Origin of the sequence: Bacillus sp. UNC69MF, from assembly GCF_000746035.1 — a bacterium.
In the GTDB taxonomy this organism is placed as follows: domain Bacteria; phylum Bacillota; class Bacilli; order Bacillales; family Bacillaceae; genus Bacillus; species Bacillus velezensis.
Genome location: NZ_JQKM01000004.1, coordinates 86,106 through 111,268, shown reverse-complemented (window position 1 = coordinate 111,268; position 25,163 = coordinate 86,106). Strand labels below are relative to the sequence as shown.

General features: G+C 44.9%; 34 protein-coding genes. 21 read left to right on the top strand and 13 right to left on the bottom strand.

Translation table 11 applies throughout. The annotated features are described in order from the left end of the window. Nucleotides 1-61: 61 nt before the first annotated feature. The 3 genes from BR62_RS0105275 (at nucleotide 62) to BR62_RS0105265 (ending at nucleotide 1,737) form a co-directional block, all read left to right on the top strand. Nucleotides 62-286, top strand: a complete 225-nt coding sequence (locus tag BR62_RS0105275; protein WP_015240030.1) for a YozE family protein — start codon at nucleotides 62-64, stop codon at nucleotides 284-286. A gap of 314 nt (nucleotides 287-600) precedes the next feature. After that, entirely contained in the window at nucleotides 601-807 is a 207-nt protein-coding gene (locus tag BR62_RS0105270) for a VOC family protein (RefSeq protein WP_012117772.1), read from the top strand. Nucleotides 808-1,056: 249 nt separating this feature from the next. Further along, nucleotides 1,057-1,737 carry a hypothetical protein gene (locus tag BR62_RS0105265; protein ID WP_003153690.1) on the top strand — a complete coding sequence of 227 codons (681 nt, stop codon included), beginning with the start codon at nucleotides 1,057-1,059 and terminating at the stop codon, nucleotides 1,735-1,737. Here the strand turns inward: BR62_RS0105265 and BR62_RS19675 are convergent. Beyond that, complete coding sequence (locus BR62_RS19675; RefSeq protein WP_007407942.1) at nucleotides 1,734-1,877, bottom strand: hypothetical protein; 144 nt, start codon at nucleotides 1,875-1,877, stop codon at nucleotides 1,734-1,736. The two genes, BR62_RS0105265 and BR62_RS19675, sit on opposite strands and share 4 nt — an antisense overlap. Nucleotides 1,878-1,995: 118 nt before the next feature. Here BR62_RS19675 and BR62_RS19045 point away from each other — a divergent pair, with 118 nt between their 5' ends. From BR62_RS19045 to BR62_RS0105250, 3 genes are all read left to right on the top strand, one after another. Further along, complete coding sequence (locus BR62_RS19045) at nucleotides 1,996-2,169, top strand: YozD family protein (protein WP_003153696.1); 174 nt, start codon at nucleotides 1,996-1,998, stop codon at nucleotides 2,167-2,169. Between the two features lie 73 nt (nucleotides 2,170-2,242). Next, entirely contained in the window at nucleotides 2,243-2,854 is a 612-nt protein-coding gene (locus BR62_RS0105255; protein WP_032869978.1) for a phosphatase PAP2 family protein, read from the top strand. 59 nt (nucleotides 2,855-2,913) lie between these two features. Further along, nucleotides 2,914-3,234 carry a YodL domain-containing protein gene (locus tag BR62_RS0105250; RefSeq protein ID WP_003153700.1) on the top strand — a complete coding sequence of 107 codons (321 nt, stop codon included), beginning with the start codon at nucleotides 2,914-2,916 and terminating at the stop codon, nucleotides 3,232-3,234. A gap of 54 nt (nucleotides 3,235-3,288) precedes the next feature. Here the strand turns inward: BR62_RS0105250 and BR62_RS19485 are convergent, their stop codons facing one another. Further along, nucleotides 3,289-3,414 carry a hypothetical protein gene (locus BR62_RS19485; RefSeq protein ID WP_156097768.1) on the bottom strand — a complete coding sequence of 42 codons (126 nt, stop codon included), beginning with the start codon at nucleotides 3,412-3,414 and terminating at the stop codon, nucleotides 3,289-3,291. Between the two features lie 136 nt (nucleotides 3,415-3,550). On the opposite strand from BR62_RS19485, the gene deoD reads away from it, so the two are divergent. Both deoD and BR62_RS0105240 read left to right on the top strand, forming a co-directional pair. Continuing rightward, nucleotides 3,551-4,249, top strand: coding sequence for a purine-nucleoside phosphorylase (gene deoD, locus BR62_RS0105245; protein WP_003153702.1), 699 nt, complete (start codon nucleotides 3,551-3,553; stop codon nucleotides 4,247-4,249). A gap of 83 nt (nucleotides 4,250-4,332) precedes the next feature. Beyond that, a complete protein-coding gene (locus tag BR62_RS0105240) occupies nucleotides 4,333-5,151 on the top strand; it encodes a M15 family metallopeptidase (protein ID WP_007407945.1) in 819 nt (272 codons plus the stop codon). A 43-nt stretch (nucleotides 5,152-5,194) separates the two neighbouring features. On the opposite strand, the gene BR62_RS0105235 is transcribed toward BR62_RS0105240, so the two are convergent. Together BR62_RS0105235 and BR62_RS0105230 are read right to left on the bottom strand one after the other, a co-directional pair. Next, the gene (locus BR62_RS0105235; protein WP_007407946.1) at nucleotides 5,195-5,446 is read right to left on the bottom strand and encodes a hypothetical protein; all 252 of its coding nucleotides are present in this window, start codon (nucleotides 5,444-5,446) and stop codon (nucleotides 5,195-5,197) included. Nucleotides 5,447-5,538: 92 nt separating this feature from the next. After that, a complete protein-coding gene (locus tag BR62_RS0105230) occupies nucleotides 5,539-6,240 on the bottom strand; it encodes a class I SAM-dependent methyltransferase (protein WP_032866256.1) in 702 nt (233 codons plus the stop codon). Between the two features lie 146 nt (nucleotides 6,241-6,386). Here BR62_RS0105230 and ctpA point away from each other — a divergent pair, with 146 nt between their 5' ends. Next, entirely contained in the window at nucleotides 6,387-7,790 is a 1,404-nt protein-coding gene (gene ctpA / locus BR62_RS0105225) for a carboxy-terminal processing protease CtpA (protein WP_025284869.1), read from the top strand. 60 nt (nucleotides 7,791-7,850) lie between these two features. Here the strand turns inward: ctpA and BR62_RS0105220 are convergent, their stop codons facing one another. Then, complete coding sequence (locus BR62_RS0105220; RefSeq protein WP_007407949.1) at nucleotides 7,851-8,576, bottom strand: GntR family transcriptional regulator; 726 nt, start codon at nucleotides 8,574-8,576, stop codon at nucleotides 7,851-7,853. Nucleotides 8,577-8,825: 249 nt separating this feature from the next. Between BR62_RS0105220 and bglA the strand changes: the two genes are divergently transcribed. Both bglA and BR62_RS0105210 read left to right on the top strand, forming a co-directional pair. After that, nucleotides 8,826-10,268: a 6-phospho-beta-glucosidase BglA gene (bglA, locus tag BR62_RS0105215; protein ID WP_020955945.1), complete on the top strand. Its 1,443-nt coding sequence runs from the start codon at nucleotides 8,826-8,828 to the stop codon at nucleotides 10,266-10,268. A gap of 147 nt (nucleotides 10,269-10,415) precedes the next feature. Further along, nucleotides 10,416-11,894, top strand: coding sequence for a glycoside hydrolase family 30 protein (locus BR62_RS0105210; RefSeq protein WP_032869976.1), 1,479 nt, complete (start codon nucleotides 10,416-10,418; stop codon nucleotides 11,892-11,894). A gap of 34 nt (nucleotides 11,895-11,928) precedes the next feature. Here BR62_RS0105210 and BR62_RS0105205 read toward each other — a convergent pair whose 3' ends face one another. Together BR62_RS0105205 and BR62_RS0105200 are read right to left on the bottom strand one after the other, a co-directional pair. Then, the gene (locus BR62_RS0105205) at nucleotides 11,929-13,419 is read right to left on the bottom strand and encodes a sodium:solute symporter family protein (protein WP_007407953.1); all 1,491 of its coding nucleotides are present in this window, start codon (nucleotides 13,417-13,419) and stop codon (nucleotides 11,929-11,931) included. Further along, nucleotides 13,419-13,619, bottom strand: coding sequence for a DUF3311 domain-containing protein (locus tag BR62_RS0105200; RefSeq protein WP_003153716.1), 201 nt, complete (start codon nucleotides 13,617-13,619; stop codon nucleotides 13,419-13,421). Before BR62_RS0105200 ends, BR62_RS0105205 begins: the two co-directional genes overlap by 1 nt. Before the next feature lie 185 nt (nucleotides 13,620-13,804). Between BR62_RS0105200 and BR62_RS0105195 the strand changes: the two genes are divergently transcribed. Next, nucleotides 13,805-14,728, top strand: a complete 924-nt coding sequence (locus BR62_RS0105195; protein WP_025284865.1) for a ring-cleaving dioxygenase — start codon at nucleotides 13,805-13,807, stop codon at nucleotides 14,726-14,728. 2 nt (nucleotides 14,729-14,730) lie between these two features. Next, nucleotides 14,731-15,333, top strand: a complete 603-nt coding sequence (locus BR62_RS0105190) for an alpha/beta hydrolase (RefSeq protein ID WP_023356960.1) — start codon at nucleotides 14,731-14,733, stop codon at nucleotides 15,331-15,333. A gap of 43 nt (nucleotides 15,334-15,376) precedes the next feature. Here BR62_RS0105190 and BR62_RS0105185 read toward each other — a convergent pair whose 3' ends face one another. Continuing rightward, a complete protein-coding gene (locus BR62_RS0105185) occupies nucleotides 15,377-15,985 on the bottom strand; it encodes a nitroreductase family protein (RefSeq protein WP_003153727.1) in 609 nt (202 codons plus the stop codon). Between the two features lie 129 nt (nucleotides 15,986-16,114). Between BR62_RS0105185 and BR62_RS0105180 the strand changes: the two genes are divergently transcribed. Further along, nucleotides 16,115-16,456 (top strand): transcriptional regulator YodB, encoded by a 342-nt coding sequence (locus tag BR62_RS0105180; protein WP_012117759.1) that lies wholly within the window; start codon nucleotides 16,115-16,117, stop codon nucleotides 16,454-16,456. Between the two features lie 39 nt (nucleotides 16,457-16,495). Here BR62_RS0105180 and BR62_RS0105175 read toward each other — a convergent pair whose 3' ends face one another. Then, a complete protein-coding gene (locus tag BR62_RS0105175) occupies nucleotides 16,496-16,864 on the bottom strand; it encodes a hypothetical protein (protein WP_032869973.1) in 369 nt (122 codons plus the stop codon). A 52-nt stretch (nucleotides 16,865-16,916) separates the two neighbouring features. Next, complete coding sequence (locus tag BR62_RS0105170; protein ID WP_015240015.1) at nucleotides 16,917-17,306, bottom strand: tautomerase family protein; 390 nt, start codon at nucleotides 17,304-17,306, stop codon at nucleotides 16,917-16,919. Between the two features lie 202 nt (nucleotides 17,307-17,508). Here BR62_RS0105170 and BR62_RS0105165 point away from each other — a divergent pair, with 202 nt between their 5' ends. Then, nucleotides 17,509-17,748 carry a hypothetical protein gene (locus BR62_RS0105165; protein WP_003153736.1) on the top strand — a complete coding sequence of 80 codons (240 nt, stop codon included), beginning with the start codon at nucleotides 17,509-17,511 and terminating at the stop codon, nucleotides 17,746-17,748. Nucleotides 17,749-17,782: 34 nt separating this feature from the next. Here BR62_RS0105165 and BR62_RS0105160 read toward each other — a convergent pair whose 3' ends face one another. Next, the gene (locus BR62_RS0105160; protein WP_003153738.1) at nucleotides 17,783-18,247 is read right to left on the bottom strand and encodes a hypothetical protein; all 465 of its coding nucleotides are present in this window, start codon (nucleotides 18,245-18,247) and stop codon (nucleotides 17,783-17,785) included. 97 nt (nucleotides 18,248-18,344) lie between these two features. On the opposite strand from BR62_RS0105160, the gene rarD reads away from it, so the two are divergent. The 4 genes from rarD to bshB2 all read left to right on the top strand — a co-directional run bounded on the left by rarD (nucleotide 18,345) and on the right by bshB2 (nucleotide 20,617). Continuing rightward, a complete protein-coding gene (rarD, locus tag BR62_RS0105155) occupies nucleotides 18,345-19,241 on the top strand; it encodes an EamA family transporter RarD (RefSeq protein ID WP_007407959.1) in 897 nt (298 codons plus the stop codon). A gap of 67 nt (nucleotides 19,242-19,308) precedes the next feature. Next, nucleotides 19,309-19,587 carry a hypothetical protein gene (locus tag BR62_RS0105150; RefSeq protein ID WP_003153742.1) on the top strand — a complete coding sequence of 93 codons (279 nt, stop codon included), beginning with the start codon at nucleotides 19,309-19,311 and terminating at the stop codon, nucleotides 19,585-19,587. Continuing rightward, complete coding sequence (locus tag BR62_RS0105145; RefSeq protein WP_007407960.1) at nucleotides 19,584-19,934, top strand: YojF family protein; 351 nt, start codon at nucleotides 19,584-19,586, stop codon at nucleotides 19,932-19,934. Before BR62_RS0105150 ends, BR62_RS0105145 begins: the two co-directional genes overlap by 4 nt. Nucleotides 19,935-19,951: 17 nt before the next feature. Continuing rightward, nucleotides 19,952-20,617: a bacillithiol biosynthesis deacetylase BshB2 gene (bshB2, locus tag BR62_RS0105140; protein ID WP_007407961.1), complete on the top strand. Its 666-nt coding sequence runs from the start codon at nucleotides 19,952-19,954 to the stop codon at nucleotides 20,615-20,617. 27 nt (nucleotides 20,618-20,644) lie between these two features. On the opposite strand, the gene BR62_RS0105135 is transcribed toward bshB2, so the two are convergent. Further along, the gene (locus tag BR62_RS0105135; RefSeq protein WP_020955939.1) at nucleotides 20,645-21,493 is read right to left on the bottom strand and encodes an STAS domain-containing protein; all 849 of its coding nucleotides are present in this window, start codon (nucleotides 21,491-21,493) and stop codon (nucleotides 20,645-20,647) included. 13 nt (nucleotides 21,494-21,506) lie between these two features. Next, complete coding sequence (locus BR62_RS0105130) at nucleotides 21,507-22,868, bottom strand: MATE family efflux transporter (protein ID WP_032869972.1); 1,362 nt, start codon at nucleotides 22,866-22,868, stop codon at nucleotides 21,507-21,509. Nucleotides 22,869-23,145: 277 nt separating this feature from the next. Here BR62_RS0105130 and cdaS point away from each other — a divergent pair, with 277 nt between their 5' ends. Both cdaS and BR62_RS0105120 read left to right on the top strand, forming a co-directional pair. Further along, on the top strand, nucleotides 23,146-23,772 hold the full coding sequence (gene cdaS / locus BR62_RS0105125) for a sporulation-specific diadenylate cyclase CdaS (protein ID WP_007407964.1): 627 nt from the start codon (nucleotides 23,146-23,148) through the stop codon (nucleotides 23,770-23,772). A 118-nt stretch (nucleotides 23,773-23,890) separates the two neighbouring features. After that, nucleotides 23,891-25,102 carry a macrolide family glycosyltransferase gene (locus tag BR62_RS0105120; RefSeq protein ID WP_007407965.1) on the top strand — a complete coding sequence of 404 codons (1,212 nt, stop codon included), beginning with the start codon at nucleotides 23,891-23,893 and terminating at the stop codon, nucleotides 25,100-25,102. Nucleotides 25,103-25,163 lie beyond the last annotated feature (61 nt).

The window sequence follows — 25,163 nt, the reverse complement described above, 5'->3', positions numbered from 1 at the left end:
TAATTTCACACTTGAATTGTATAATAGTACAACAAAAGACAGTCATCAGGAGGGGAAACCCATGAAATCCTTTTATCACTATTTGATGAAATACAGGCATCCCAAGCCGCAGGACGCAATCAGCCAGTTTGCGAATCAGGCATATGAAGATCACGGCTTTCCGAAAACGTCAAGCGATTATCACGAGCTCAGTTCTTATTTAGAACTGAGCGCCGACTATTTAGAAACGATGGCGACATTTGATGAAGCTTGGGAAAAATATGAGACCGAGGTGCAGCACGCCTGACGAAAAACCGCACATTGTGCGGTTTTTTTCTGTTGAAATGACTCGCTTATGAGGTGCCGTATGATCAAATCCCGCAACGCCGTCCGTTTTGATCAGCACGTAAACAAATCTTCCTGACCGCACGTATCATAATCAGGCAGGAGAAGGTATAGCTGCAGAGTTCACCGGATCAGGCCGCTGCCGGCGGGGTCCCGTGTAAGGAACCGCTTTTCACGGAGAAATAATCAAACATTTAAATGAAGTGAGGGGAATCAAATGATCCATCAGGTAAGCCTGATGAGGCACTGACGTTTGGACGGAAAAGGGGATTTTATGTGACAAGGTTGAAGCGGATTGAAGTTGTGCCTTCATTGAAAGCCGAAACGAGTTTGGTTGTTCATGATAAACAAGCCATTGCAAATATGCAGCCGGAATTGGATCTCCCTACACCTTCGATGATTTGTTTCACGGCAAATCTTGAACATCACGGCGGTGATATTGTCAACATGCCTTCGGGCCGGGTATTTACCTTTGCGTCATAGAGAAAAAAACAAAGACTCATAAAAAATAGAAGCTTTTTGTCTCAGCATTGTTACTGCTCATTCGATCGAGAGCGGAATGTCATCGGACGCTTCTGTTACGGTAAGTGAAAAAACGCACAAGCATGTTGCGGTTTTTGCCATTTTGAACAGGTACAGAAATAGATATTTCCTGTGGTTTTCATGCCCATGCGAAATGATGGCGGCCGGCATACGATAGCGTATGACAGTCCGCGGCAAGGGGGAGACAGCATGAAGCCAGATAAACCGAAATTTCAAGTGGGAGACATCGTGGTCGTCGTGATGTACGGAACCGTCGGCACCATTACGAAGGTTCATCAAATTGATAAACATTATCTTTACGAAGTCAATCATAATGAAGTGCTTTATTTTGAATCGTCCATCCAGCTTTATAAAGATTATGAGGGCGTGATCGTCGATATGGAAAAATTGGATATTGAATATGAATTTCTGATCGGCGACGTCGTATATGTAAAGGACTACGGAAAGGAATTATTCCGTGTCATCGGCCACAGAACTGAAATATGGAGATATTTAGAGGATGGCTGGGAGGATATTATTTATGAGCTGACTCGGCTGAAAGACGGAGAGTGGCTTGAAACGGAGGAAGAGGATCTCACGCTGGTTCTGAGAAAATATGAAATGGATCAGTTTGTGCATCAGCTGCTGTTTGTCCACTATGTTGGGGAAGCATCTCATGAGATCGGCGAGGATACCGTCGCGTCTGCTCTTCTTCAGTTTGAAGGCGATGCTGATGATCCCGATGCCCTGCATGTGCTGGCGGTATCGATTGTAGATGAGCTGCTTGATATTTATAACGATTATAAGATTCTTTATCATTTGTTCGGTGACGAAGAATATAAAGATATGATGAATTTTGTGCTGGAAAGCCTGCGGGAGCATTTCAGCTAGCCGGCAAAAAAACGGACGGTGACATATAAAAACCAGGGCAGACAGCCGGCAAAGATTACAAACGACATTCCTTTCAGCACTTTTTTCAATACGATATCAAATCCATCTCCGTCCAATAAAGCCATCATTTTCGTCATCATCTTTTCTCCCTCCGGGGCTTGTTTTTTTAAAAGTATATGAGCGGACAAAACGTTTAGAACTTTCGGGTATAATTTGAACGGTTTTTTCATAAAACATAAAAAAGGAGGCGGTGTTTGCATGAAAGAAATAGATCTTGTGATTGACACAGAAGAAATAGCTGATTATTTTTACAGTCAGCTTGCTATGCGCGGGTACATACCGAGTGAAGAGGAAATCTTCGAAATAGCCGACATCACCTTTGATTATTTATTAGAAAAATGTATGATAGACGAAGAGCTTGATGAAGACTGAAACTGCGGAACCGAAGTGAAAAAGCTTCGGTTTTTTCAATCAGCTCGGGAGAATGAAACATGGGGGGAAAACGTTGTACAAGCCAGCAAGTCTTTTCGCATTGTTTATTCTGCTCGCAGCAGCGATCCGGATAGAAGCCGTCCGGGTTTTTGATGAGCGTGTCATAGAAGCGGCTGTCAGGATCAGGGCTGCCTGGCTGAATGAATTGATGTTATGGATAACGGAGCTCGGCACGACCGCGGTGCTTTTGCCGCTTCTTCTTTTGACAGGCGCGGCTCTGTATATGTACAAAAAAACGCCGGATGTTGTTTTTTTGCCGCTTCTCTTTCTCATTGAACGGATTGTAAACATAAAAATAAAAGAATTGATTGAAAGAGCCAGACCCGCTTTTGAACCGCTCGTCCATGAAACCTCATACAGTTTTCCGAGCGGCCACTCCATGAATTCGGCAGTGATGTATCCCGTCATCGCTTACTTTTTGATCAAGCATGTTCTGTTTTTCACGAAAAGAAAACGGGCCGTCACCGTCTTTACCGGGGTTCTCGTCATTCTGATCGGATTCAGCAGAATTTATTTGGGCGCGCATTTTCCGACGGATGTGCTTGCCGGATTCAGTCTCGGACTTTGCCTCGTTTCGCTTTTTGCGCTTCTTGACGAAAAGTATCATCCGTTTCGACAAAAATAGAGACAGGAAAAATGAGAAAAAACGCTAATACTATTAAGAAATAAGAGGGAGGGATCTTGATGCTGTTATCGCTGCCCGTGTTTAAAAAAAAGACTTGCGCCTATGATGTGACGATTTTTCAAACACCCCGCTACGGCGAGAAAAAGGGATACAGGGTCGTCTATCGGACAGAGCTGGCCGCTGACAATCATCAAGACGCACTGGAAAGGGCATTTTCTGTTTTTAATGTGCCTGATACGGTCCCAAACGACTATCAAGCCAGATTCATAGCGACCGGAGATGTCATACTCATAGACGAAGGAAGAAAAGGAAAGACGTATTACAGGCTTAACCCTGCGGGATGGAGCAAAATTAACCGGCTGCTCGTCCAGCCGAGGTAAGACGGGGCCGGCTGAATCTTCAGCCGGCTTCCGTATTGTCTGGGAAAGACAGTGTTAAGGCTTCCGTTTAGCGGCGGAATGCTCTTTTTCATGCGCTTCATCAGCTGCAATGACGTCTGAAACGGGCACGTGATTGTTCTTTTTCTGGCCGGTCACCCGGTTGCGCTGTTTTTTGCCCATTATGTTCACTCCTTTTTCTTTAGGCTTGTCATCCCGCATATTCTGCCCAAGATCGCCCTGATCATGCTGATGATTGTCTCTTACCGTTATTCAGTGTACAATGGGTGGGAGTTTGAATAGGCAGGAGGAAAAGGAAATGAGTGTACATATAAACGCTGAAAAAGGCCAAATTGCGGATACAGTGCTTTTGCCGGGAGATCCGCTCCGAGCGAAATTTATTGCGGAAACTTATCTTGAAAATGTGGAATGTTATAATGAAGTCAGAGGAATGTACGGATTTACGGGTACATATAACGGCAAAAAAGTATCAGTCCAAGGCACCGGCATGGGTGTTCCGTCTATCTCTATTTATGTGAATGAACTGATTCAGAGCTATGATGTTCAAAACTTAATCAGAGTCGGCTCATGCGGAGCCATCCGTAATGACGTGAAGGTGCGTGACGTGATTTTGGCTATGACGTCTTCAACGGATTCACAGATGAACCGTGTCGCCTTCGGCAGTGTAGATTATGCTCCTTGCGCAGACTTCGAACTGCTTCATAAAGCGTACCAGGAAGCGCAAAAAAACAATCTTCCCGTAGCGGTCGGAAGCGTATTCACCGCCGATCAGTTTTACAATGAAGACTCCCAAATCGAAAAGCTTGCCAGATACGGCGTTCTCGGCGTAGAGATGGAAACGACTGCTTTATATACGCTTGCCGCTAAATACGGCAAAAAAGCGCTGTCTATCCTGACTGTAAGCGATCACGTATTAACGGGAGAAGAAACAACGGCAGAAGAGCGTCAAACGACTTTTCATGATATGATTAAACTGGCGCTGCATACTGTATCGTAAACTTGAGATGAGGGTTATGCTGATTAAAGCAGCCCTCTTCTTTATGCATCGCCCTGATTCAAAAAAAGAAAGGTAAGTGTAAAATGAAGAAATCCACTAAATGGTTCTCGCTCGCTGCCGCTCTCAGCGTAACCGCAATCGTGGGAACCGGCTGCAGCATTTCAGGCGGCGACAGCCACAAGGACACAAAAACAGCAGCTGAAACAAAACAATCAGATGACACATCAAGCAAAAAAACAACGAAGGCAGAAAACAGCGATTTTGTATTGGAGAGCAAATATTTTAATGATATTAAAGAAGTGAACGGGCTTGAGACCATTCAAAACCCGACAAATACACTTGCGCTCGTGAATAAGACATACACGCTGCCGGGAGATTATAAACCGAATGATCTCGTGATCCCGAAAGTCGAATTTTCTTTTACTGAGAAAATCGAGAAACGATATATCCGCAAACCTGCCGCCGATGCTTTGGCAGAACTATTCAGCGCCGGGAAAAAAGAAGGTTATGACCTGGTTGCCGTTTCAGGATACCGCTCTTATGACAGACAGAAAGTTATTTTCGATAATGAAGTCAGTCTGAAAGGTGAAAAAAAGGCGAAAGAAGCCGTCGCATATCCGGGGCAAAGCGAACACCAGACGGGGCTTGCCATGGACATTTCCAGCAAAAGCAACGGATATGAGCTGAATGAAGCGTTCGGAAACACGGCGGACGGCAAATGGGTGAAAGACCATGCGTATGAATACGGCTTTATCATCCGCTATCCTAAAGGCAAAGAAAATGTCACAAAGTATGAGTATGAACCATGGCATTTACGCTATGTAGGCAAAAAAGCGGCAAAAGCCATCCATGACCATCAATTAACACTTGAAGAATATTTTAATGAAGTAAAGAAAGTGTAATAAGAAGAAGCCCGCTTGAAAAATAGAAAGCGGGCTTTCTTTATTACCAGAAGAGTAAACCTCCAAGCGCAAATCCGGTAATGAAACCAAGGCCGATACCGTAGGCTGCTCCCCAGCCTCCCCAGCCTCCCCAATAGCCGAACCCGTATCCTCTGTGACGGCCGCCGACAGGGGCGATATACACTTTGCTGTTAGTCACCCGTACGATTCTTCCGACGTGGACTCTGCCGTTTCGTTCTGTAATTCTTGCTACTTTTCCCTGGTGCTGCCGGCAAAGATGATAATAGTTTTGCATCTTTTCTCCTCCTATCCAACCTATCTTTCTATGTCAGCTTATGATAGAGTGCGGTAAAAAGGTTGGACGAAAACAGGAGGACAATCGCCGTTTTACTTGTAAGCGACAAAAGCGCAGTGTCCCATATATTCACGGTACGTCTGCATAAGCTCGTAATGAGCCGTCAGCGTATCGTAGTGAACCGGCTGAATAACGGGCGATAAATCCATTTCTGTAGTCGGCTCCTGCGCATTGTTTTCATAGACAGCGGGAATGAAATCCGCGTTCTGAAAGCCTTGCTGAAGCAATCTCTGTTTCCATGCCGTTTCATCCTGCAATACGGTAAAACCGTAGAAGTCTTTTATCTGCGTGATGGCGTTTTCCGGCATGGGCTTTTGTAAAGCAGCTTCAATGCCGATCAGCATACCCCCGGGTTTAAGGACCCGCAGGATTTCAGACAGCGATGAATCAAGATTTGAAAAGGTGAGAACTGATTCGGAAAGAACGGCGGAAAATTGATTTTCAGCAAACGGAAGCCGCTCAAGCTCCGCCAAATAGCCCGGAATGGTTAAGCCTTCAGCGGCAAATCGTTTTGCTGCTTTTTCAAGCATAAGGGGATCCTTATCAACACAGGTGACGGGGTACAGCAGGTGGCCGAGATAAGCGGCCGTCTGTCCCGTTCCGCAGCCCGCGTCAAGAATCGGTTCGCCAGGAGGAGGAGCCGCTTTTGTGAGAACGGCTTTGGAAAAAGCGAGCCCGCCGGGGTGAGCCCCTCCGACTCCGAATAAGGACAGCATTTCTAAATATTTGCTCAAAGGCCAAATCCTCCTTTTTTCCTCAGCATATGTTGAGAGAAAAGCATAGGTTTGGGTAAACGGGAAAGAAGGGCGCCTCACGTTTGAAGTTGACGAATGAGCGTTCGTCTATGATAATAATGTAAGAATAAAAAGGTGGTGTTTTCTTGAAGCGGCAATTTAAACTGTTTTTTATTATATTGATCACTGCGGTCGCAGCCTCGGCGCTTACGCTGTTTATCACGGGCAATACGACCATTTTCGGACAAGGCTCGGCTGCTTTGACGAACAGCAAATTTGAGAAATTCAATAAAGCCTACGAGCAGATTAAAAGTGATTACTATCAAAAAACAGATGACAGCAAATTAGTAGACGGAGCGATAAAAGGCATGATCAGTTCCCTGGATGATCCATATTCTTCTTATATGGACCCGCAGGAAGGAAAGTCTTTTGAAGAAACCATTTCCGCTTCGTTTGAAGGCATCGGCGCACAAGTGGAAGAAAAGGACGGCAGCATCCTGATCGTATCGCCGATTAAAGGGTCACCCGCGGAAAAAGCGGGGGTTAAACCGAATGACCAGATCTTGAAGGTCAACGGCAAAAGCGTTAAAGGCCTTAATGTAAACGAAGCCGTCGCATTAATCCGCGGCAAAAAGGGAACAAACGTCAAGCTTGTGCTGCACAGAGCGGGTGTCGGCGATCTGAACCTGTCGATCAAACGTGACACCATCCCGGTTGAAACGGTGTACTCTGAAATGAAAAAAGGAGACATCGGCGAAATCCAAATCACATCCTTCTCCGAATCGACGGCAAAAGAGCTGAATTCAGCCATTGACAGCCTCGAAAAACAAGGAGCGAAAGGATACATTCTCGATTTAAGGGGCAACCCGGGCGGACTGATGGATGAAGCCATCAAAATGAGCAACATGTTTATCGATAAAGGGAAAAATATCATGCAGGTCGAATACAAAGACGGCACGAAAGAGGTCATGAAAGCGACGAAAGAGCGCAAAGTGACAAAACCGACAGTCGTCCTCGTCAATGACGGCACCGCGAGCGCCGCGGAAATCATGTCGGCTGCGCTGCATGAATCATCGGGCATTCCGCTGATCGGCGAGAAAACGTTCGGAAAAGGAACCGTGCAGACGGCAAAAGATTACAGCGACGGTTCTACCGTTAAACTGACAATCGCTAAATGGCTGACAGCGGACGGAGAGTGGATTCATAAAAAAGGCATCAAACCGCAATATCAGGTTAAGCTTCCTGAATATGCGAACCTGCCGTATTTAGATGCGAAAAAAACATACAAATACGGGGATTCCGGAACCACCGTCACCAATGCGCAAAAAATGCTGAAAGCGCTGGGGTACAGCGTGAAAGTAAACGGCACGTATGATAAAGCATTTGAACAAGCCGTTAAACAATTCCAAGCAAAAGAGAAACTGAAACAAACAGGCATTATAACGGGAGACACAACGGCAAAATTGATGACGGATCTGCAAAAACAGCTTGCGGACAACGATACACAAATGAAAAAAGCCGTTGAAACATTAAATAAGAATATGAAATAGTAAAAAACACCCGATGCGCCGCTCGCGCATTGGGTGTTTTCTGTTTGCGAAAAGCCCGTCTTATGTCGTTTCCTGTTCAAAAAGGTGGCTGTTCGCCTGAATGAAAAACTGTGATTGCTCATAGTGATAGGTGACTTTTGAGAAGTCAAACGGCTGGCCGTTGGTTAAATGAAAAATCGTTTCAACGCATAGCTTAGGCGCTCCTGTAAATAGACCTAAGTACTCCGCTTCTTCCTCATTTAACATCCCCGCGTACAGATATAAATCTGAAAAACCGCGCTTTAACCCGAGACCTTCTCGAATATAATCAAATATTGATTCTGCCACGATCTCTTTATTCAAATACGTAATAATCGATTTGTTGTAAAATGACTCTTCGATACACAATGTCAGCCCGTCAATATATCGGATTCGCTTGACATAATACACGTCGCCGTCAGGCGGCATATTCAGATTTTGGGCAGCCTCAGGCGTGGGTTTTCTCACTTCCAGCGCTAATAATTTGGAAGTGACATTAAAATCTTCAAGTGATTCTTTAAATCCCTGATTAGAAAGCAGACTGATATACCCTTTTCTTTTATTCCGTCTGACAAAAATGCCGCTTCCCCTCACTTGAAACACAATCCCCTTTTTTTCTAATAAATCTAAGGACTTGGTGATCGTGCTTTTGCTCACGTTAAACCGGCTCATTAAGGTTTGCAGCACAGGCAGTTTATCCCCTTGCTGCAGCTGATGTTCTTCTATGTATTTTTCAATATCTATCGCGATTTGCTGGTATTTTAACATATACATTCCTCATTCATTTATTGTCCCGCTTCTTTCAGAATTATAGCATAATCGTTTTTAAAAGCCATTTCGTAAATTAACTATAATTGTTTATGTATTGATAAATTATACCGGTACAATTATAATGTAAACGTATAATATGAAAATAAAGGCAGGCATTCTTCTGCACTTGCGAAGCGGATGCTTGAAGCGGCTGCAGTGCATTTATTCGGCATGCAAGCGGCAGTCAAATAAAGGAGGATATAAACGATGGGGACATTGCCAAAAGATTTTTTATGGGGAGGCGCTCTGGCCGCCCACCAATTTGAAGGGGGATGGAATAAAGGCGGCAAGGGGCCGAGTGTAGTGGACGTCATGACGGCAGGCGCGCATGGTGTGCCCCGGAAAATAACAGATACAATTGAAGAGCGGGAATTTTATCCGAATCATGAAGCGATCGATTTTTATCATCGTTATAAAGAGGACATCGCATTATTCAGCGAGCTGGGTCTGAAATGTTTAAGAACGTCCATCGGCTGGAGCAGAATTTTTCCTAAAGGTGATGAAGCCGAGCCCAATGAGGAAGGATTGGCTTTTTACGACCGGGTGTTTGATGAATTGCTGAAACATGGGATTGAACCGGTAATCACGTTGTCACATTTTGAGATGCCGCTGCATTTGGCGAGAGAATACGGCGGTTTCAGAAACAGAAAAACAGTCGGATTTTTTGTAAAATTCGCTGAAGTGTGTTTTGAACGCTATAAACATAAGGTGAAGTATTGGATGACGTTTAACGAAATCAATAATAAGATGGATGTGAATAATCCGATCTTTTTATGGACGAACTCAGGCGTCGCCGTCAAAGAAAACGAAAACGCAAAAGAAGTCATGTATCAGGCCGGCCATCACGAACTGCTGGCAAGCGCATTGGCTGTTTCGAAGGGAAGAGAAATCAATCCTGAGTTCAGGATCGGCGCGATGGTATCACATGTTCCGATTTACCCGTACTCATCTCACCCCGACGATGTGATGCTGGCTGAAGAAACGATGAGACAGCGTTTTTTCTTCCCGGACGTGCAGGTTCGCGGATATTATCCAAGCTATGCGTTAAAAGAGTTTGAAAGAGAAGGCTATCAGATACACTTTGAAGACGGTGATGAAGAGATTTTGAAAAACGGCCGAGTGGACTACCTCGGATTCAGCTATTACATGTCTACAACCGTAAAAAGTGATGTATCAAACGATAATACCGGAGATGTCGTAAACGGAGGATTGCCAAACGGCGTGGAAAATCCTTATATTACAGCGAGTGATTGGGGCTGGGCGATTGACCCGACCGGTTTACGGTACACATTAAACCGCTTATACGACCGCTACCAGATTCCATTATTTATCGTGGAAAACGGATTCGGCGCCATCGACACATTAGAAGAGGACGGTTCAATTCATGACACTCCAAGAATTGAATATTTATCGTCACATATAAAAGCTTTGAAAAGAGCAATCACATATGATGGTGTGGATGTAATGGGCTATACACCATGGGGAATTATTGATATCGTGTCATTTACAACCGGAGAAATGAAAAAACGCTACGGCATGATTTATGTTGATCGGGATAATGAAGGCAACGGTTCAATGAGGCGGCTTAAGAAAGACTCATTTGAATGGTATAAAAAAGTGATTGAAACAAACGGCTCATATGTATCTTAAAGGTGTAAAAAGGGAAGGCTTCACCGTTGTGTGAAGCCGGCTTTTTATCAGTAATTTTGAAAGCGCATTCATTCAAGCGGGAAGGAGGTGACTGTCCGGCTATTCAATTAGAATCGCTTATAAAAATAAGGAAAGGGATGGTGGTTCATGTTTTTTAAAAAAGGTCTGCACATAACGCTGGTTTTTCTTATGTTTTTCTTTTTCATATCAAGCAGCATGGAAACCGAAGTGTATGCAGCTGATCGGAAGGCTTCAGACAAAAACAAAGTAAGGGTGTGGTTCAGTTCTGAAAAAGATCCGGCTTCCCGTACGTGGTATGACGGGCCGCTAGAAGTGAAATACGCCTTAGACGAACAAACACCGCTTACATTGACAAAAAAGAAGGCTTCTGACTCCGCCGCTGTGTATATTGATCCGTCGCGCCGCTATCAAAGTGTGTTAGGCGTAGGATCGTCCCTGGAAGAATCCACAATCCATAATTTATCAAAAATGACACCCGCAAAAAGAAAAGAAGTGCTGAAAAAACTCGTTGATCCCAAAGATGGTATCGGAATGGACGTTATGCGCATAACGATCGGGACATCTGATTTTACAGCACAGGAATTTTATACGTATGACGATATGCCTGAAGGCCAAACAGATCCTAAGCTCCGTCATTTCTCGATCCAAAAGGATATTGATTTACACATTACAGCAACCATCAAGGAAGCGCTGGCGATAAATCCGGAACTAAAAATCATTGCCTCACCGTGGAGCCCGCCGGCTTGGATGAAAACGAATGAAAACCTCAAGCGGGGAAAGCTGAAAGATAAATATATCGGCACACTGGCCGTTTACTTCCGCAAATTTATTGAGGCGTACGAAAAGCAAGGAATTCCGATTTATGCGCTGACCCTTCAAAATGAACCTTTGCTGGAAATCGACTATCCGAGCATGTATATGCCGCCGTCTCAGCAGCGTAAACTGGCACTGGCCTTAAAAAAAGAAATGAAACAACACGTAATTGACACGAAAATTTGGATTTATGATCACAATGCGAGCGGGGCGTGGAACTATATTCCGCCGATTTTAGATGATAAAAAAGGAAACCGGGCGGCAGACGGCATCGCTTTTCACGATTATGACGGTGACCTTTCCGTCATGTCGGAAATCGGAAAGAGATATCCTGATAAATCTATTCACTTAACGGAGCGGTCTGTCTGGGGGACGGCAGGGGCGGACCGGATCGCGCAGTATTTCCGCAATGGCGCGTCGAGCTACAATGCGTGGGTGACGATGCTCGACAGTCAAATCAAGACGCATCATTGGATAGGCACCCCAGACCCGACGCTGTTTATTCAGGATGCTAAAAACCCTGACCGCTATTGGAATATCCCGATCTTTCATATGACAGGCAACTTTTCAAAATTTATCGACCGGGGAGCAAAGCGGATAGAAAGTAATTACGGCTCCAAAAACACAGTCTCGAATGTATCGTTCCTTAATCCTGATCAATCCATTGTGACAGTCGTAATCAACCAGACATCTTCAGAACAAAAATTCCATGTCGTTTCAGAAAATCGGCAGTTTGAAGCCGTCATCCCGGCTAAAACCGTGGCTACCTACAAATGGAAGCGAAAAAAGTAAAAAACCGGCACATTTACGTGCCGGCTTCTTTCTGTTAAGCGCCTTTTTGGTTCAGTTTATCAGAAGGCGCTTTATTGAATAAACCGTCTTTGACGGCGTTTGAAGCCGCTTTTTTTACAAAAAACGGGTTAAGGATAATAACGGCTGCCATGTTAGCGGTCAAACCCCAAAACCCTTCATATATACCGTGGGCGGATTGGGTGATATTTACCGTGAATGTCACGATAAGACCGACGAGAAGACCGATAATTGTCGCTTCTTTCGTTTGATTCTTCCAAAACAGACTGACGGCGATAGCCGGAAAGATCTGAACCATGCCGGAAACACCGAGAAGCTGAAGGGTAACGAGCGCAGTCGGGAACAGCATACCGAATAAAAGCGCGAGCCCGATGACGACAAATACCATTGAACGGGTGATCATCGTCAGTTTGCTTGGTGACACATTCGGGTGAATCAAATCCCGATATAAGTTATTCGCAAATAAGTTTGATGCTCCGATGGCCATGATAGAGCAGGGAATCAATGACGCAAGGGCAATCGTGGAGTAAGCAAAGCCCTGTGCGACTCCGCCGTAAGACGTTTGAATCAGCTTCAATAAAGCAAGCCGCGGATTGGTATCTTCCGGCAGGACAAGAAACGCGATAAAGCCGAGAAAAATAACAAGAATCAAAACAATATTATAAAGCGGCAGAAACATGCTGTTTTTGCGGACGGCATCTGCGCTTTTTGCCGTAAATACGCCGGTTGCCGCATGCGCCCACATAAAGAGCGCCAGCGCAGATACGATGGAAGCTGTGATAAACCAAGGAATTCCTTTCGGCCCCGAGTCCGGAATCGTCAGCATTTGCGGCGCTTTTTCAGCCAAAGTGTGAATCATCGGCGTCCAGCCGTGAAAATGGATCAGCGGGAGTGACACGACCATAAACAGCATAATCACCCACACGAGAATGTCTTTAATAATCGCCGTAAACGTCGGCCCTTTAATTCCGCTGAAAAAAGTATAAAGCGCTACAAGAATAAAAGAGATGATGACGACCATATTGACATTAATGACACCCGTTCCGGCCACCTGAAGCGTATCTTGAATTCCGCTCAGCTGGAGACAAATATAAGGAATGAGCATAAGAACGCCGACAATGGCGACAAGACTGGCCAAAAGTTTACTGTCAAAACGCTCACGGGCATAATCGGCAAGCGTCGTTAATTTGTGTATTTTTGCCACTTTCCACAACTTTGGCAGAAAGAAATAAGCGATAAAATACGCCAAAACAGAATACGGGATTGCAAAAAAAGCAACGCTTCCCCCTGTGTAGGCTGTGCTTGTTAAGCCTAAAAACGTATAAGCCGTATAGAGATCCGCGCCGACTAAAAACCAGACGAGGAGCCCCCCGAACCGTCTGCCGCCGACAGACCATTCCTCAACAGAAGTGCGTGATGATTTGTCTCTCCCGGCTATAAAGCCGATACAGACAACGGTTAAAACGATGACGGCTGTAATGATCAATGCTGTTATATTTGCGGGCATCAGTCCAGTCCTCCTTGTTTCTTCTGCAGCCTATAAATAAGAAACGAACATAATGGAGTGACTGCGATCCATAAAAGCAGCCAGAAATGAAAAAAAGGCAGCCCGATAATGATCGGATGAACCCGATTAGCGACTGACAGCAGGGCCAGCTGGCTGAAAGGGATTAAGATGAGAACGAAAATTAGTGCTTTTCTGACCATTTACTTTCCTCCTGAAACTTGATAATGCTCCTTATCATAGCAGGTGTCAGATAAGATCACAAGATATTTTTCAGAAAAAAAAGAATTCTATTACTTTTTTAACTGAAACACTTTAGTTGCATCTTCATTCATATTAAATTAGAATAGTTAATATCTCGAAATCAAGATATTTAGGAGTGAATACATTGAATACACAGGGATTGCACCATGTTACCGCATTTGCAAAAGATCCTGCTGAAAATCTTCGGTTTTATACTGAAGTGCTGGGTTTGCGGCTCGTTAAAAAAACCGTTAATTTTGACGACCCGGCCACTTATCACTTTTATTTCGGCAACCAAAACGGAGAGCCGGGTACGATCATTACATTTTTTCCTTTTCAGGGAAGCCGCCCGGGAACCGTGGGAAAAGGGCAGGCCGGAAGAATTTATTTCTCCGTGCCGAAAGGAGCACTCGCGTTTTGGAAGCGCCGGCTTGAAGAAAACGGCTTGTCTGTAAAAGAACAGATCATGCTGTCTGAACAAGTGCTTCTCTTTAATGATACAGAAGACCTGCCGCTTGCCATAATGGAAGATGAAAGAAGCGGACAGAGTGAATGGACTCCTGCGGGCATTACTGAAAAAGAAGCGATCACAGGCATGAGAGGTGTTCTTCTGTACTCGTACCGTCCTGAAGCAACCATTCAATTTCTCATAGAACGCTTCGGTTATTCAAAGACAGGAGAAGAACATCAGATTGTCAGGCTGCAATCGGAGGCGCGGATCGGACATATTATAGATGTTGATCTCGCGCCGAAAGAAGCAGGTATCGGCGGTTACGGGACGGTTCATCATGTCGCTTTCCGCACTAGCGAAAAAGAGCAGGCGGAATGGAAGGATATTCTTGCTGATTCTCATCTTGCTTCATCTGACATTCTTGACAGGTCTTACTTTACATCAATCTATTTCAGGGAAAGCGGCGGCATTTTATTTGAAATGGCAACCGATGAACCGGGGTTTATGACGGATGAATCCTTTGAAAATCTCGGAACAGAGCTGAAGCTTCCGGAATGGCTGGAAGAGCATCGCAGCCAGATTACAGCTGTTCTGCCCAAAATGGAGAAAGGAGAATGATGATGAAACATGTGTTTGAACAGGGAACGTCAGAAAATGTTCTGCTGCTTTTGCACGGAACGGGAGGAAATGAACATGATCTTCTGTCGCTCGGACGTTTTATCGATCCGAACGCAAGTCTGCTCGGGGTCAGAGGATCAGTGTCGGAAAACGGCATGCCCCGTTTTTTTAAGCGGCTGAAAGAAGGCGTATTTGACGAGAAAGATTTAATTGAACGGACGGAAGAATTAAAGAATTTTATTGATGAAGCGGCGCAAATGTACGGATTCAGCAGAGAAAACGTGATTGCTGCCGGCTATTCAAACGGCGCCAATATTGCAGCAAGTCTTTTGTTTCATTATAAAGATGTACTGAAAGGAGCGGTTCTGCATCATCCGATGGTGCCGATACGCGGAGTGAAGCTGCCTGATATGGAAGGGATGCCTGTGTTTATCGGTGCGGGAAAACGCGATCCTCTATGTACAAAAGAAGAATCGGAGGAGCTTTATCAGTATCTGACAGATGCCCATGCATCCGTTTCGCTTGTTTGGCAGGAGGGCGGTCATCAGCTCACACAGCAGGAAGCAGAGCAGGCACGAACCTGGTACAGTGAGCGATTCCTATAAAAAACCCTTAGTCTGCTTAAGCGGACTAAGGGTTTCTTTCATCTTACAGCCAAGTTGACACTTTAGATACAGGCAGCCGGTTGCTTTTATGCGCCGGCTTAACGGCTTTACCGATTGAAATCAGCATGACGGGCACGAAACGCTCGCTCACGTCGAATTCCTTAACGAATTGTTCTTTATTGAATCCGCCGATCGCGCAAGTGTCGTAGCCTTTTGCTTTAGCGGCAAGCATCAGTTGCATCGCTGCTAAAGAAGCGTTTAAAAATGCTGAATCACGGGCAAACTGATCATTTTGGTATGCACCGTTAATCTGGCCTAAAAGCGTTTGTTTAATCTCTTCTGTGATATTGCCTTGCTCAGCCAGTTCAGCATAAACGTCTTCACCATTTTCATTTGCTTTTAAATCGCCTAATACGGCAATAACTGCTGATGAATCAATAATCTGTTTTTGATTAAAAGCAACCGGAAGCAGGGCAGCTTTTGCTTCATCACTGTGAAAGACTTGAAAATGCCAATGCTGAAGGTTCCAGGCGGAAGGCGCTTGCGTTGTGATTTCAAGGAGTTCTGTTAATTCCTCTTTTGTAATGACCGCGTCTTTATCGTATTCTTTAACAGATGCGCGTTCCTTTAAAACGTCTAATACGGATGTCATCATGTTTCCTCCTTCGGATAAACGTGTTATCATAATAGAAAAGTTAGAAGCTTACTAAATGTAACTCGAAAACTAATTTTAATGGATCACAAAAAACTTGTCAATTCATAGATGAAGGGATGAACTCACGTGGGATATACAATGTGTCCTAAAATGGAATCCGCTTTTTCTCTTTTGGGAAAGCGCTGGAACGGCCTCATTATCCATGTACTGATGGACGGGCCGAAACGATTTAAAGATATGACCGAAACGATACCGACAATCAGCCAAAAAATGCTCGCGGAGCGGCTCAAAGAGCTGGAACAAAATGAAATCGTCGAGCGTCAGGTGCTGCCTGAAACACCTGTCAAAGTCATTTATAAACTGACTGATAAAGGCTTGGCCCTGCAAGCCGTTTTTCAGGAAATGCAAAAATGGGCAGACAGTTTTTGCGAGCCCGGGGGATCTGCCAACGACACATGTGATGAATAACAAAGGCTGCCCAAGGCAGCCTTTTCTTAATGATCATGTTTACTCTTCATAAAAACCATTAATATCAAAATTGTTCAGATTGAGGTTCAAGCCTTTTAATTGCTTTAATAAAGCATCGAATGTAAGGAAATGATCATTTTTACATTCCGCCGGGACATCATTTGGAGAAAATAGTTTCATTCCTCCCTCAATCCACTGTTTCCGGTATAACTGAAATGCCGCTTCAATTAAATGATCAGGCGTTACAATAAACCCTAAGCTTATGTCATGGTCCTCGCTGTAGCCGAATTCAAACCCGCAGCAGGGGCAAATATCAAATGTTTTTTGATATTCGCCGTTATAAACGGGACTTGTCTCTAATCCTTTAAATCCGCATATCAAACAAGGGTACAACTCACTAACCAACATACATCCCTCTTTTATTCAGTTTGCAATCATTCAGAATAAGCGGGGAGGCCTTTTACAGTTTCCCGGTTAAAAACTGAGCCTCACCAAGCCCGAAGCTCCAATCGGCGTTCCCGTTTTCTGTAATGGAAATCATGATGTCCTCGGGTGATATGCCGCATTCTGTTTTAAGCTGATCAGCCATCAGTTGATATAACGTTTCTTTTTGATGTTCGGTGCGCGCTTTGCTGACAATGCTGATGATGACAAGATCTTTGCTTCTTTTGAAACCGAGCCCGGTATCTTCAATGATAAGCTCATGAGGCCGATGCTGGTGAACGATCTGATAACGGTCCGTTACAGGGACGTCAAAAGCTTTAACCATGGCGTAATGGGCGGTATCCAGTAATTTTTTTAATGCTGCGTCATCCCGGCCTTCAATAACGTCAAAACGAAGTAATGGCATATTTTATTCCCCCTGATGGTTTTATATCATGTCGCAACTTGTAAAAAAGTATAACAGTTAATCAAAATGTAATCAAATTATAACCAAAATGTTTATGCATTAATGCAATATCAGAGAGAGGCACATGTTGTTACAATCGCCCAATCAATTTCCTCATTTTATGAATACGCTTAAGAATAGGCAGACATAAAGGAGGAAAAACATGTACCCTCGTCATGCATTGTATCGCGGGAATTTCGGTCCTGCCGGATTTCCGGCGAGAAGTCCTTTTTTGTTCGGCGCTCCTTTATTCGGCGGATTTTTAGGCGGTCTTCTCGGAGGCGTGATTGCCACAGGTTTCACAAGACCCCGCTATCCGTACGGGTTCGCCGGTTACGGATACGGAGGCGTCCCATACGGCGGTTTCGGGCCGGGAGCCGGCGGTTATCCGCCATTTTATTAAAGAAAAAACGGCCTGCATCGCGCGGGCCGTTTTTTTATCTTAAAATCTCCACTTCCGATAGATTGTAGTCTTCCTGTTTTGAAAACATAACTTCAATCATCCCGTCTTTATAGACTGCTTTTGTTCCTTTCCGTTTGACGAGGCTCGGAAGGACGATTTCTTTTTTTCCTTCTCCCAGACTGCTGTTCTCTACAACGAGGCTGTGTGACGTATGCTTAATCCTGATACGGTCGAGTTCCTCTTGTTCGGCGGGAATTTTCGCAAAAACATGATCGGATGTTTCAAAAAGGTCAATTTCCGGCTTGGGCGGTTCCGCTTCGACCGGATCGGCCTTTTTGGACATTGGGTCGCGAAAAGGGAACTGTCCGGCATAACCGGCGCCGAATACGCTTTCCATCACTCTGTTGACATATGTCTCGACATCTTTCGGATCAGCATTTTTAAACGTTTCTTTAGAGAACTGATTTTGGAAGGGAAAATATCTGTTCCAATCAAACACGGCATCTCACCCTTTCTTAACGGACAACATAGTATATGCCCGCCGGAAGCTTCCCGTGATATAATATAATCTGTTTACAGAAAGGAAGGGGAAGGCCGTGCAAGGGAATAACGCAAGAAAAGGAATCATTTATACCGCTTGTTCTTTCGTCATGTGGGGGCTGTTTCCGGTCTATTGGAAACTTCTTGAACAAATACCCGCATTGGATATTTTAGCTCACCGGATTTTATGGTCATTTGTTTTCATGTGTGTGCTTTTAACTGTGCTTAAGAAGTGGAAAACCGGATGGCGTGAACTGCGTCTTTTGAAATCGGAAGGGGGCCTGCTGGCGCTTTTTTTCGCTTCCGTTTTAATTTCCGTTAATTGGTTTGTGTACATATGGGCCGTCAATCACGGCTTTTTGCTTGAAGCAAGTCTCGGGTACTACATTAATCCGCTCGTTTCCGTTCTTTTGGGCATCCTATTCTTAAAAGAAAAGCTTAACAAGATGCAAACAGCAGCCGTTTCTATTGCCGGGGCGGCCGTGATCATATCTGCGTTTCAATATGGCGCGGTTCCTTATATCGCATTGCTGCTTGCATTCAGCTTCGGCCTGTACGGCTTATGTAAAAAAAGAACCCGCATGTCCAGCACGATCGGACTGACGCTGGAGACGCTTTTGATTACCCCGGCTGCACTTATTTATTTAGGATATACAGCTGACGGGAGCACTTCCGGGTCCTTGGGGGCAGGAACATGGGCGCTCCTATTTTTCGCAGGCGTATTTACGGCCCTGCCGCTGTTGCTGTTTGCAGAGGGGGCAAAGCGTCTGCCGCTGTATCAAGTCGGCATTTTGCAATATATAGCGCCGACCATTACCCTTATGCTCGGCGTATTTGTGTATCATGAACCGTTTTCCGGGCAAAAAGCGTTTACCTTCATTTGTATATGGGCAGCATTGCTTTTGTTTACCTTTTCACAGATAAAATGGAAGCGGCCGATAAAAAGCCGCTAAGCCTTTCGCTTTCCAGCGATAGCTTAAATTATGTATAATCATTACGAGTATGTAAAGGAGCTGTACAATGGGCACTGATAAAGACATAGCAAAAGCCTATCAGGCACTGTGGAATAACCGCACTCTCCCGGCTTCAACTCTTGAAGAAGCGGAGAAGGCAATTGATCTTGAACTGCTTGATCAAAGAACACATCCGAGGCTCCGGAAGTCACCCGAGGAAAAGTTTGCTCTGGCGGTGCAGCGAATTGTAGATTCCCGGCTGCGGCCGATTGAGAAATATGAATTGGTTGAACTACATACGAAGCGTTTGCAATTTTTAAAAGAAGAAAGAGGGGAGCAGCTATGAAAGCGATCATAAAAGAAGATGTGCAAACTTCTTTAGAGCGATATGCCGATCGTCCTGTATATATCCATTTGGAAACAACGACCGGTTCTTATTCAGCGCATCTGAATGAGAAAAACATGACGGTTGTAGCCTATATACGCAATGCAAAAGTGACGTACCATCAGGCGAAAATCAAAGGAAACGGCCCGTACCGCGTCGGTTTGAAAACGGAAGAAGGCTGGATTTACGCAGAAGGTCTGACTGAATATACAGTAGATGACGAAAACCGCTTGTTAATGGCAGGGCATCTGCCGGGCGGAAAATTGGCGATTTCGCTTCAAATCAGCGAAAAGCCGTTTACAGTTTAAAGAAAAGGGTGAAAATCATGAAAGAACATGTACTCGTCATCCTGCCTCACCCTGATGATGAATCATACGGAGTGGCAGGGCTGATTGCTTTACACAGACAAAAAGATATTCCCGTTACGTATGCATGCGCAACGCTTGGCGAAATGGGCCGGAACATGGGAGATCCTTTTTTCGCGAACCGTGAAACACTGCCGCTGTTAAGAAAACAAGAGCTGATCGACGCATGCAAAGCAATGGACGTTACTGACCTGAGAATGCTCGGGCTTCGTGATAAAACACTTGAATTTGAAGATGACGAGTGGCTCGCTGATATGATGGAAGAGATTATCGACGATGTAAAACCGAGTCTGATTGTCACATTCTATCCGGAGCACGGCGTCCATCCGGATCATGATGCATGCGGCGAAGCGGTTATCAGAGCGCTTTACAGAAAGAAAAAAGAGGACCGCCCGCGCACGCTTTGCATGGCAATCACCCGCAACAGGGAGGAAGCCGTCGGCAAGCCTGATGTTATTCTTGATATTAAAGAGGTTGCCGATATTAAAATGAATGCCTTAAAAGCGCACCGCACCCAAACGGAAGGCATGCTGAGAGAGCTGGAAGAAAAAATAAAAAATAACGAGCCGGTTCTTCAGACATGGTTTGAAGAAGAAGTGTATTGGACATATCCGTGGAAAGACTGATAAAAAAAGGGATAAGGCTGAAATGCCTTATCCCTTTTTTTGTGTCAGATCGGAAGCGATCGCTTCTGCAAGCGAAGACCTTATTGATAAATTTGAAAAACTCAGTCCCAGCTGCACTGCGGTTTGGGCGATTTCAGGACGGATTCCGGATAATGTCGCTTTCACGCCGAGCATTCCGAGTGATTCAATTAAGGTGAAAAGCTGTTGGGCAACCATCGTATCAATCATGGCTACGCCCGATAAATCAATGTACAGCTGCGTGATGCGCTTCTCTGAACACTGGTGCAGCGTATTCTCCAAAATCATTTTGGCTCTTGCCGTGTCAATATCCCCGATCAGCGGCAGCAGTCCGACATTGTCAAAAAGCACAATTACCGGCGAGCTCAGCTCGGTGATCAATTCTTTTTGCGCTTCAAGCTGAATGTTTGTGTTTTTATACATTTCTTCTATGAAAATATGAATGACCACATCAAAAGATTTAATCAGCGTATGGAATATATCTTCGGCATCTTCTTCTGTCACGGTGTCGGCATGAAGTCTGGTAAACTGCTTGACATGGCCGACATACAAATCACGAACTCTGATAAACTCGCGAATAATATAATGGATGGGAGTTTTTAAATGTTCTTTATCCCGTGCGGCTTCAAACGCCCACTTTTCCAATGCCGCTGTATATACTTCCTTCTCTTCAGAAAAAATCCGATTGAGTTGATAATTAAACGCCAGATTTTGTTTTTTCAGATTTGTGAGTACAGCCGGGTCAGTAGAAGCATAAACAGAATCAGGATCCGTTTCATGAAGCGTATCAAACCATGTCTGACTGATGTCCTCCGCCCGTTCAGTTAAATAATCGTACAGCAGTTTATGTTTTGGCATTGCTGCTCCTCCTTTATAAAATCGTCATTTTTTTCACATAACGCTTTTGCAGCTTCATCAGTCTGAAGAATAAACCGACAGCTCCTGCGGCAAGTCCCGCAATTAACCCGATCCAGTAGCCGTATGCCCCGAGGCCCGTATAAGTGCCGACTGCGTAACCGACCGGAAGCCCGATAATCCAATACGACACAAAAGCCGCGCCGAGTGTATAATTGACATCCTTATATCCTCTCAGAGCGCCTTGTATCGGAGCTGCTACGGCATCAGAAAGCTGGAAAAACAGCGCATAGATTAAAAAGTGCTGCGTCAACATGAGCACCGCCGGATCTGATGTATACATTCCGGCGATTTGCGGTCTGAACAGCAAAATGAAAGCCGCCGTGCATAAAGAAAAACAAAGGGCCATCACAATGCCGATATAGCTGTATGACCGGGCATCCCTGTAGCGCTTTGCGCCTGCTTCAAATCCGACTAAAATGGTCATGGCCATGGATACGCTGAGCGGCAGCATATACAAGAGGGAAGCAAAATTCATTGCCGCTTGGTGGGCTGCAATCGTCACCGTCTGAAAATGGCTCATAAGCAGTGTGACAGCCGCAAAAATGCTCGTTTCAAAAAATACCGCAAAACCGATAGGCAATCCGATTTTCAAAAGCTTCCTGCATTCAGACGGAGAAAAACGGTACAGTTTCCGAAATACAGAGTACCCGGCAAACGGCTCAAATCTGCAGACGATAAAAAAGCTGATGGCGCAAATACACCAGTAAGTCAGGGCGGAAGCGAGCCCCGCCCCGACTCCTCCCAATGCCGGCATGTTGAATTTCCCGAAAATAAATACATAATTTAAAACAAAATTAATAGGCAATGAGCAAAGCGTAATAAGCATAGTGACTCGCGTTTTGCCGAGTGCATCAATAAACGAGCGCAAAACGGTGTACACAAACAAAGGAAAAATACCGAGGGATAAAAAGCCTAAAAAGTGTTTTGCGATCGTCCGGACACGAGGTTCCAGGCCCAAATGTCCCAAGATCATATCAACGGTGAAAAAGCCGATCAGGATAACCGCCGCACTGAGAACGGCCGCTACATAAACGGCCTGGATGACGGAAAACGGCACTTCCTTTTGTCTGCCGGCTCCAAACAGCTGCGAAACAACGGGCGTAACGGCCATTAATATTCCTGCAAGGCCCGTATAAACCGGCGTCCACAGGCTTGAACCGATTGCAACCCCGGCTAAATCGGCAGCGCTCACTTTCCCTGACATCACCGTATCCAAAAAGGTGATCAGGGAAAGGCCCGCCTGTGTGATTAAAATCGGAATGAAGATATGTAACAGCTGTCTGACCTTTTGGCCGATCGAGTTCGTTTCTCTCAAGTTAGGTTCCCCGTTTCTTTATTTTAACGAGAGAAATTATAACATTTTATGTATAAAAAGCAATGAAAGCCGGCCTACTCTTTTTTGTCCGGTTTCGGCTTTTTAAACATCTTGGCATAAATGAATGAAAGTGAAATGACCCCTAAAAAGGTGCAGATATATTGCATCAGCCGTGCGAATTCCATATGATGTGCGCCTCCTTTCATGATTATGGTGCACACAGCGGCGCATATCCATGCGCGCGATGCAGAAAATAAGGGAAAGGAGCTGATGTGACATGCGCCACACTCAAATGACGGAAAGCGCGTTTACCGCTGCCGTTCAAACGTATTTGAAACAAATTACGGAGGATGCCGGAATGATACTGCGGACATTGGATGAAAAAGACCAATGCCTTCTTTGCGAATTAGATGAACTGGGACATACGTTTCAGGAAATGCAGGCTGTCGCTTCGTCGTTTTACCTGCAGTCATATATCGAACACTTTACGCCTTCCTATACAGAGCTGGCGAGGGCCGTGCAGCATCTGGCGGAAGAAAAACACGGAGCGCTGATTGTGATTGAACGTGCAGATCCGCTGGACGGAATGATACAAAAAGGGACCAGCCTGCATGCCGAGATCAGTGCAGCTTTAATTGAGAGTATTTTTTATCCCGGCAATCCGCTTCATGACGGAGCCGTATTGGTCAGAGAAAACCGGGTTGTATCAGCAGCCAATGTGCTCCCGCTCACAACAAAACATGTCGATCTCAAATACGGGACGCGCCACAGGGCCGCGATGGGACTTTCGGCCGTGACTGATGCACTCGTGCTCGTTGTTTCAGAAGAAACGGGAAAAATGTCCTTTGCTAAAGACGGCGGACTGTATCCGCTTGTTTCGCCGCGGGCGCTTCATACGAAATAATAAGAAAATGGGAATATTGTACCCATTTAATATTAATAAGGTGAACATCTTTACCTTTTTCTGTATTGATGTTATCGTTTAAATATACATAAAATTTAAAAGAATAGGGAGTGGAAAGATGGCAAATGTATTGATGATCGGCTTTCCGGGAGAAGGCCATATCAATCCGTCTTTAGGCGTCGTAAAAGAACTGAAGGCAAAAGGGGAACATGTCGTATATTACGGCGTGAAGGAATATGAGAACAAAATCGCGTCAAGCGGAGCGGAATTCCGTGAATATGAAGATTTCCGAAAAGATGAATTCGGAAAAAATGCAACGGGTGATGAACAGCGGGACGCTACCGAGTTTTTGCTATTAATGATTGAGACTTCCAAAAAAGCCGCACTCCGTATTCTTGAGGAAGTAAAAGATGAATCCTACGACTACATCCTGTATGATCATCATTTTCTGGCAGGAAGGCTCGTGAGAAACCAGCTGAAACTGCCGGCATATTCACTTTGTACGACATTTGCAATGAATGAAGCATTTATTAAAGAAGTGTTTTCAAATACAAACCTTGTATCAGAGGAATCATCTCATTATCCGGCTTATACCGAAGCGGTCAGCCGGCTCAATGAAGAATTCAGCGCAGACATTAAAACGCCGTATGATATTTTCTCAAATGACGGCAGAAAAACCATCGTATTTACTTCAAGAGCGTTTCAGCCGAAAGAAGAAGAGTTTGGCGATTCTTATCTCTTTGTCGGTCCGTCCATAACCGAAAGGGCGGCGGCTCAAGATTTCCCGTTTGAACAGCTTGAAGGAGAAAAAGTCCTGTTTATTTCCATGGGTACGATTTTTAACAATCAGAAGGAATTGTTTAATAAATGCTTAAAAGCGGTCAGAAACTTTAACGGAAAAGCCGTCATGTCAATCGGCAAACATCTTGATCCGGCGGAGCTTGATGAAATTCCTGAGAATGTCATTGTCAAGCCTTATGTTCCGCAGCTTGAGATCCTGAAGAGAGCAGACTTATTTATCACTCACGGCGGGATGAACAGTACGAGCGAAGGGCTTTACTACAAAACCCCGATGATCGTCATTCCGATGGGCGCAGATCAGTTCGCCGTCGGAAGCCAAGTGGAAAACACGGGCGCGGGCAAAATGTTTAAAAAAGAAGATGTAACAGCGGAACTGCTCACTGAAGCAATAAAAGAATTGAGCGAAAATCCTGAATATCAGACAAAAGCTTCTGAAATCGGAGAATCCCTGAAAGCGGCCGGCGGAGCACAGCGTGCAGCGGAATTGATAGCAGAAGACGTGAAAACTGCCGAGACCCGGGTTCTGTAATCAGCCGTCACCCGCTTCCTTTAAAGGAAGCGGGCTTTTTTTGATTGTTTTTCGGGAGGAT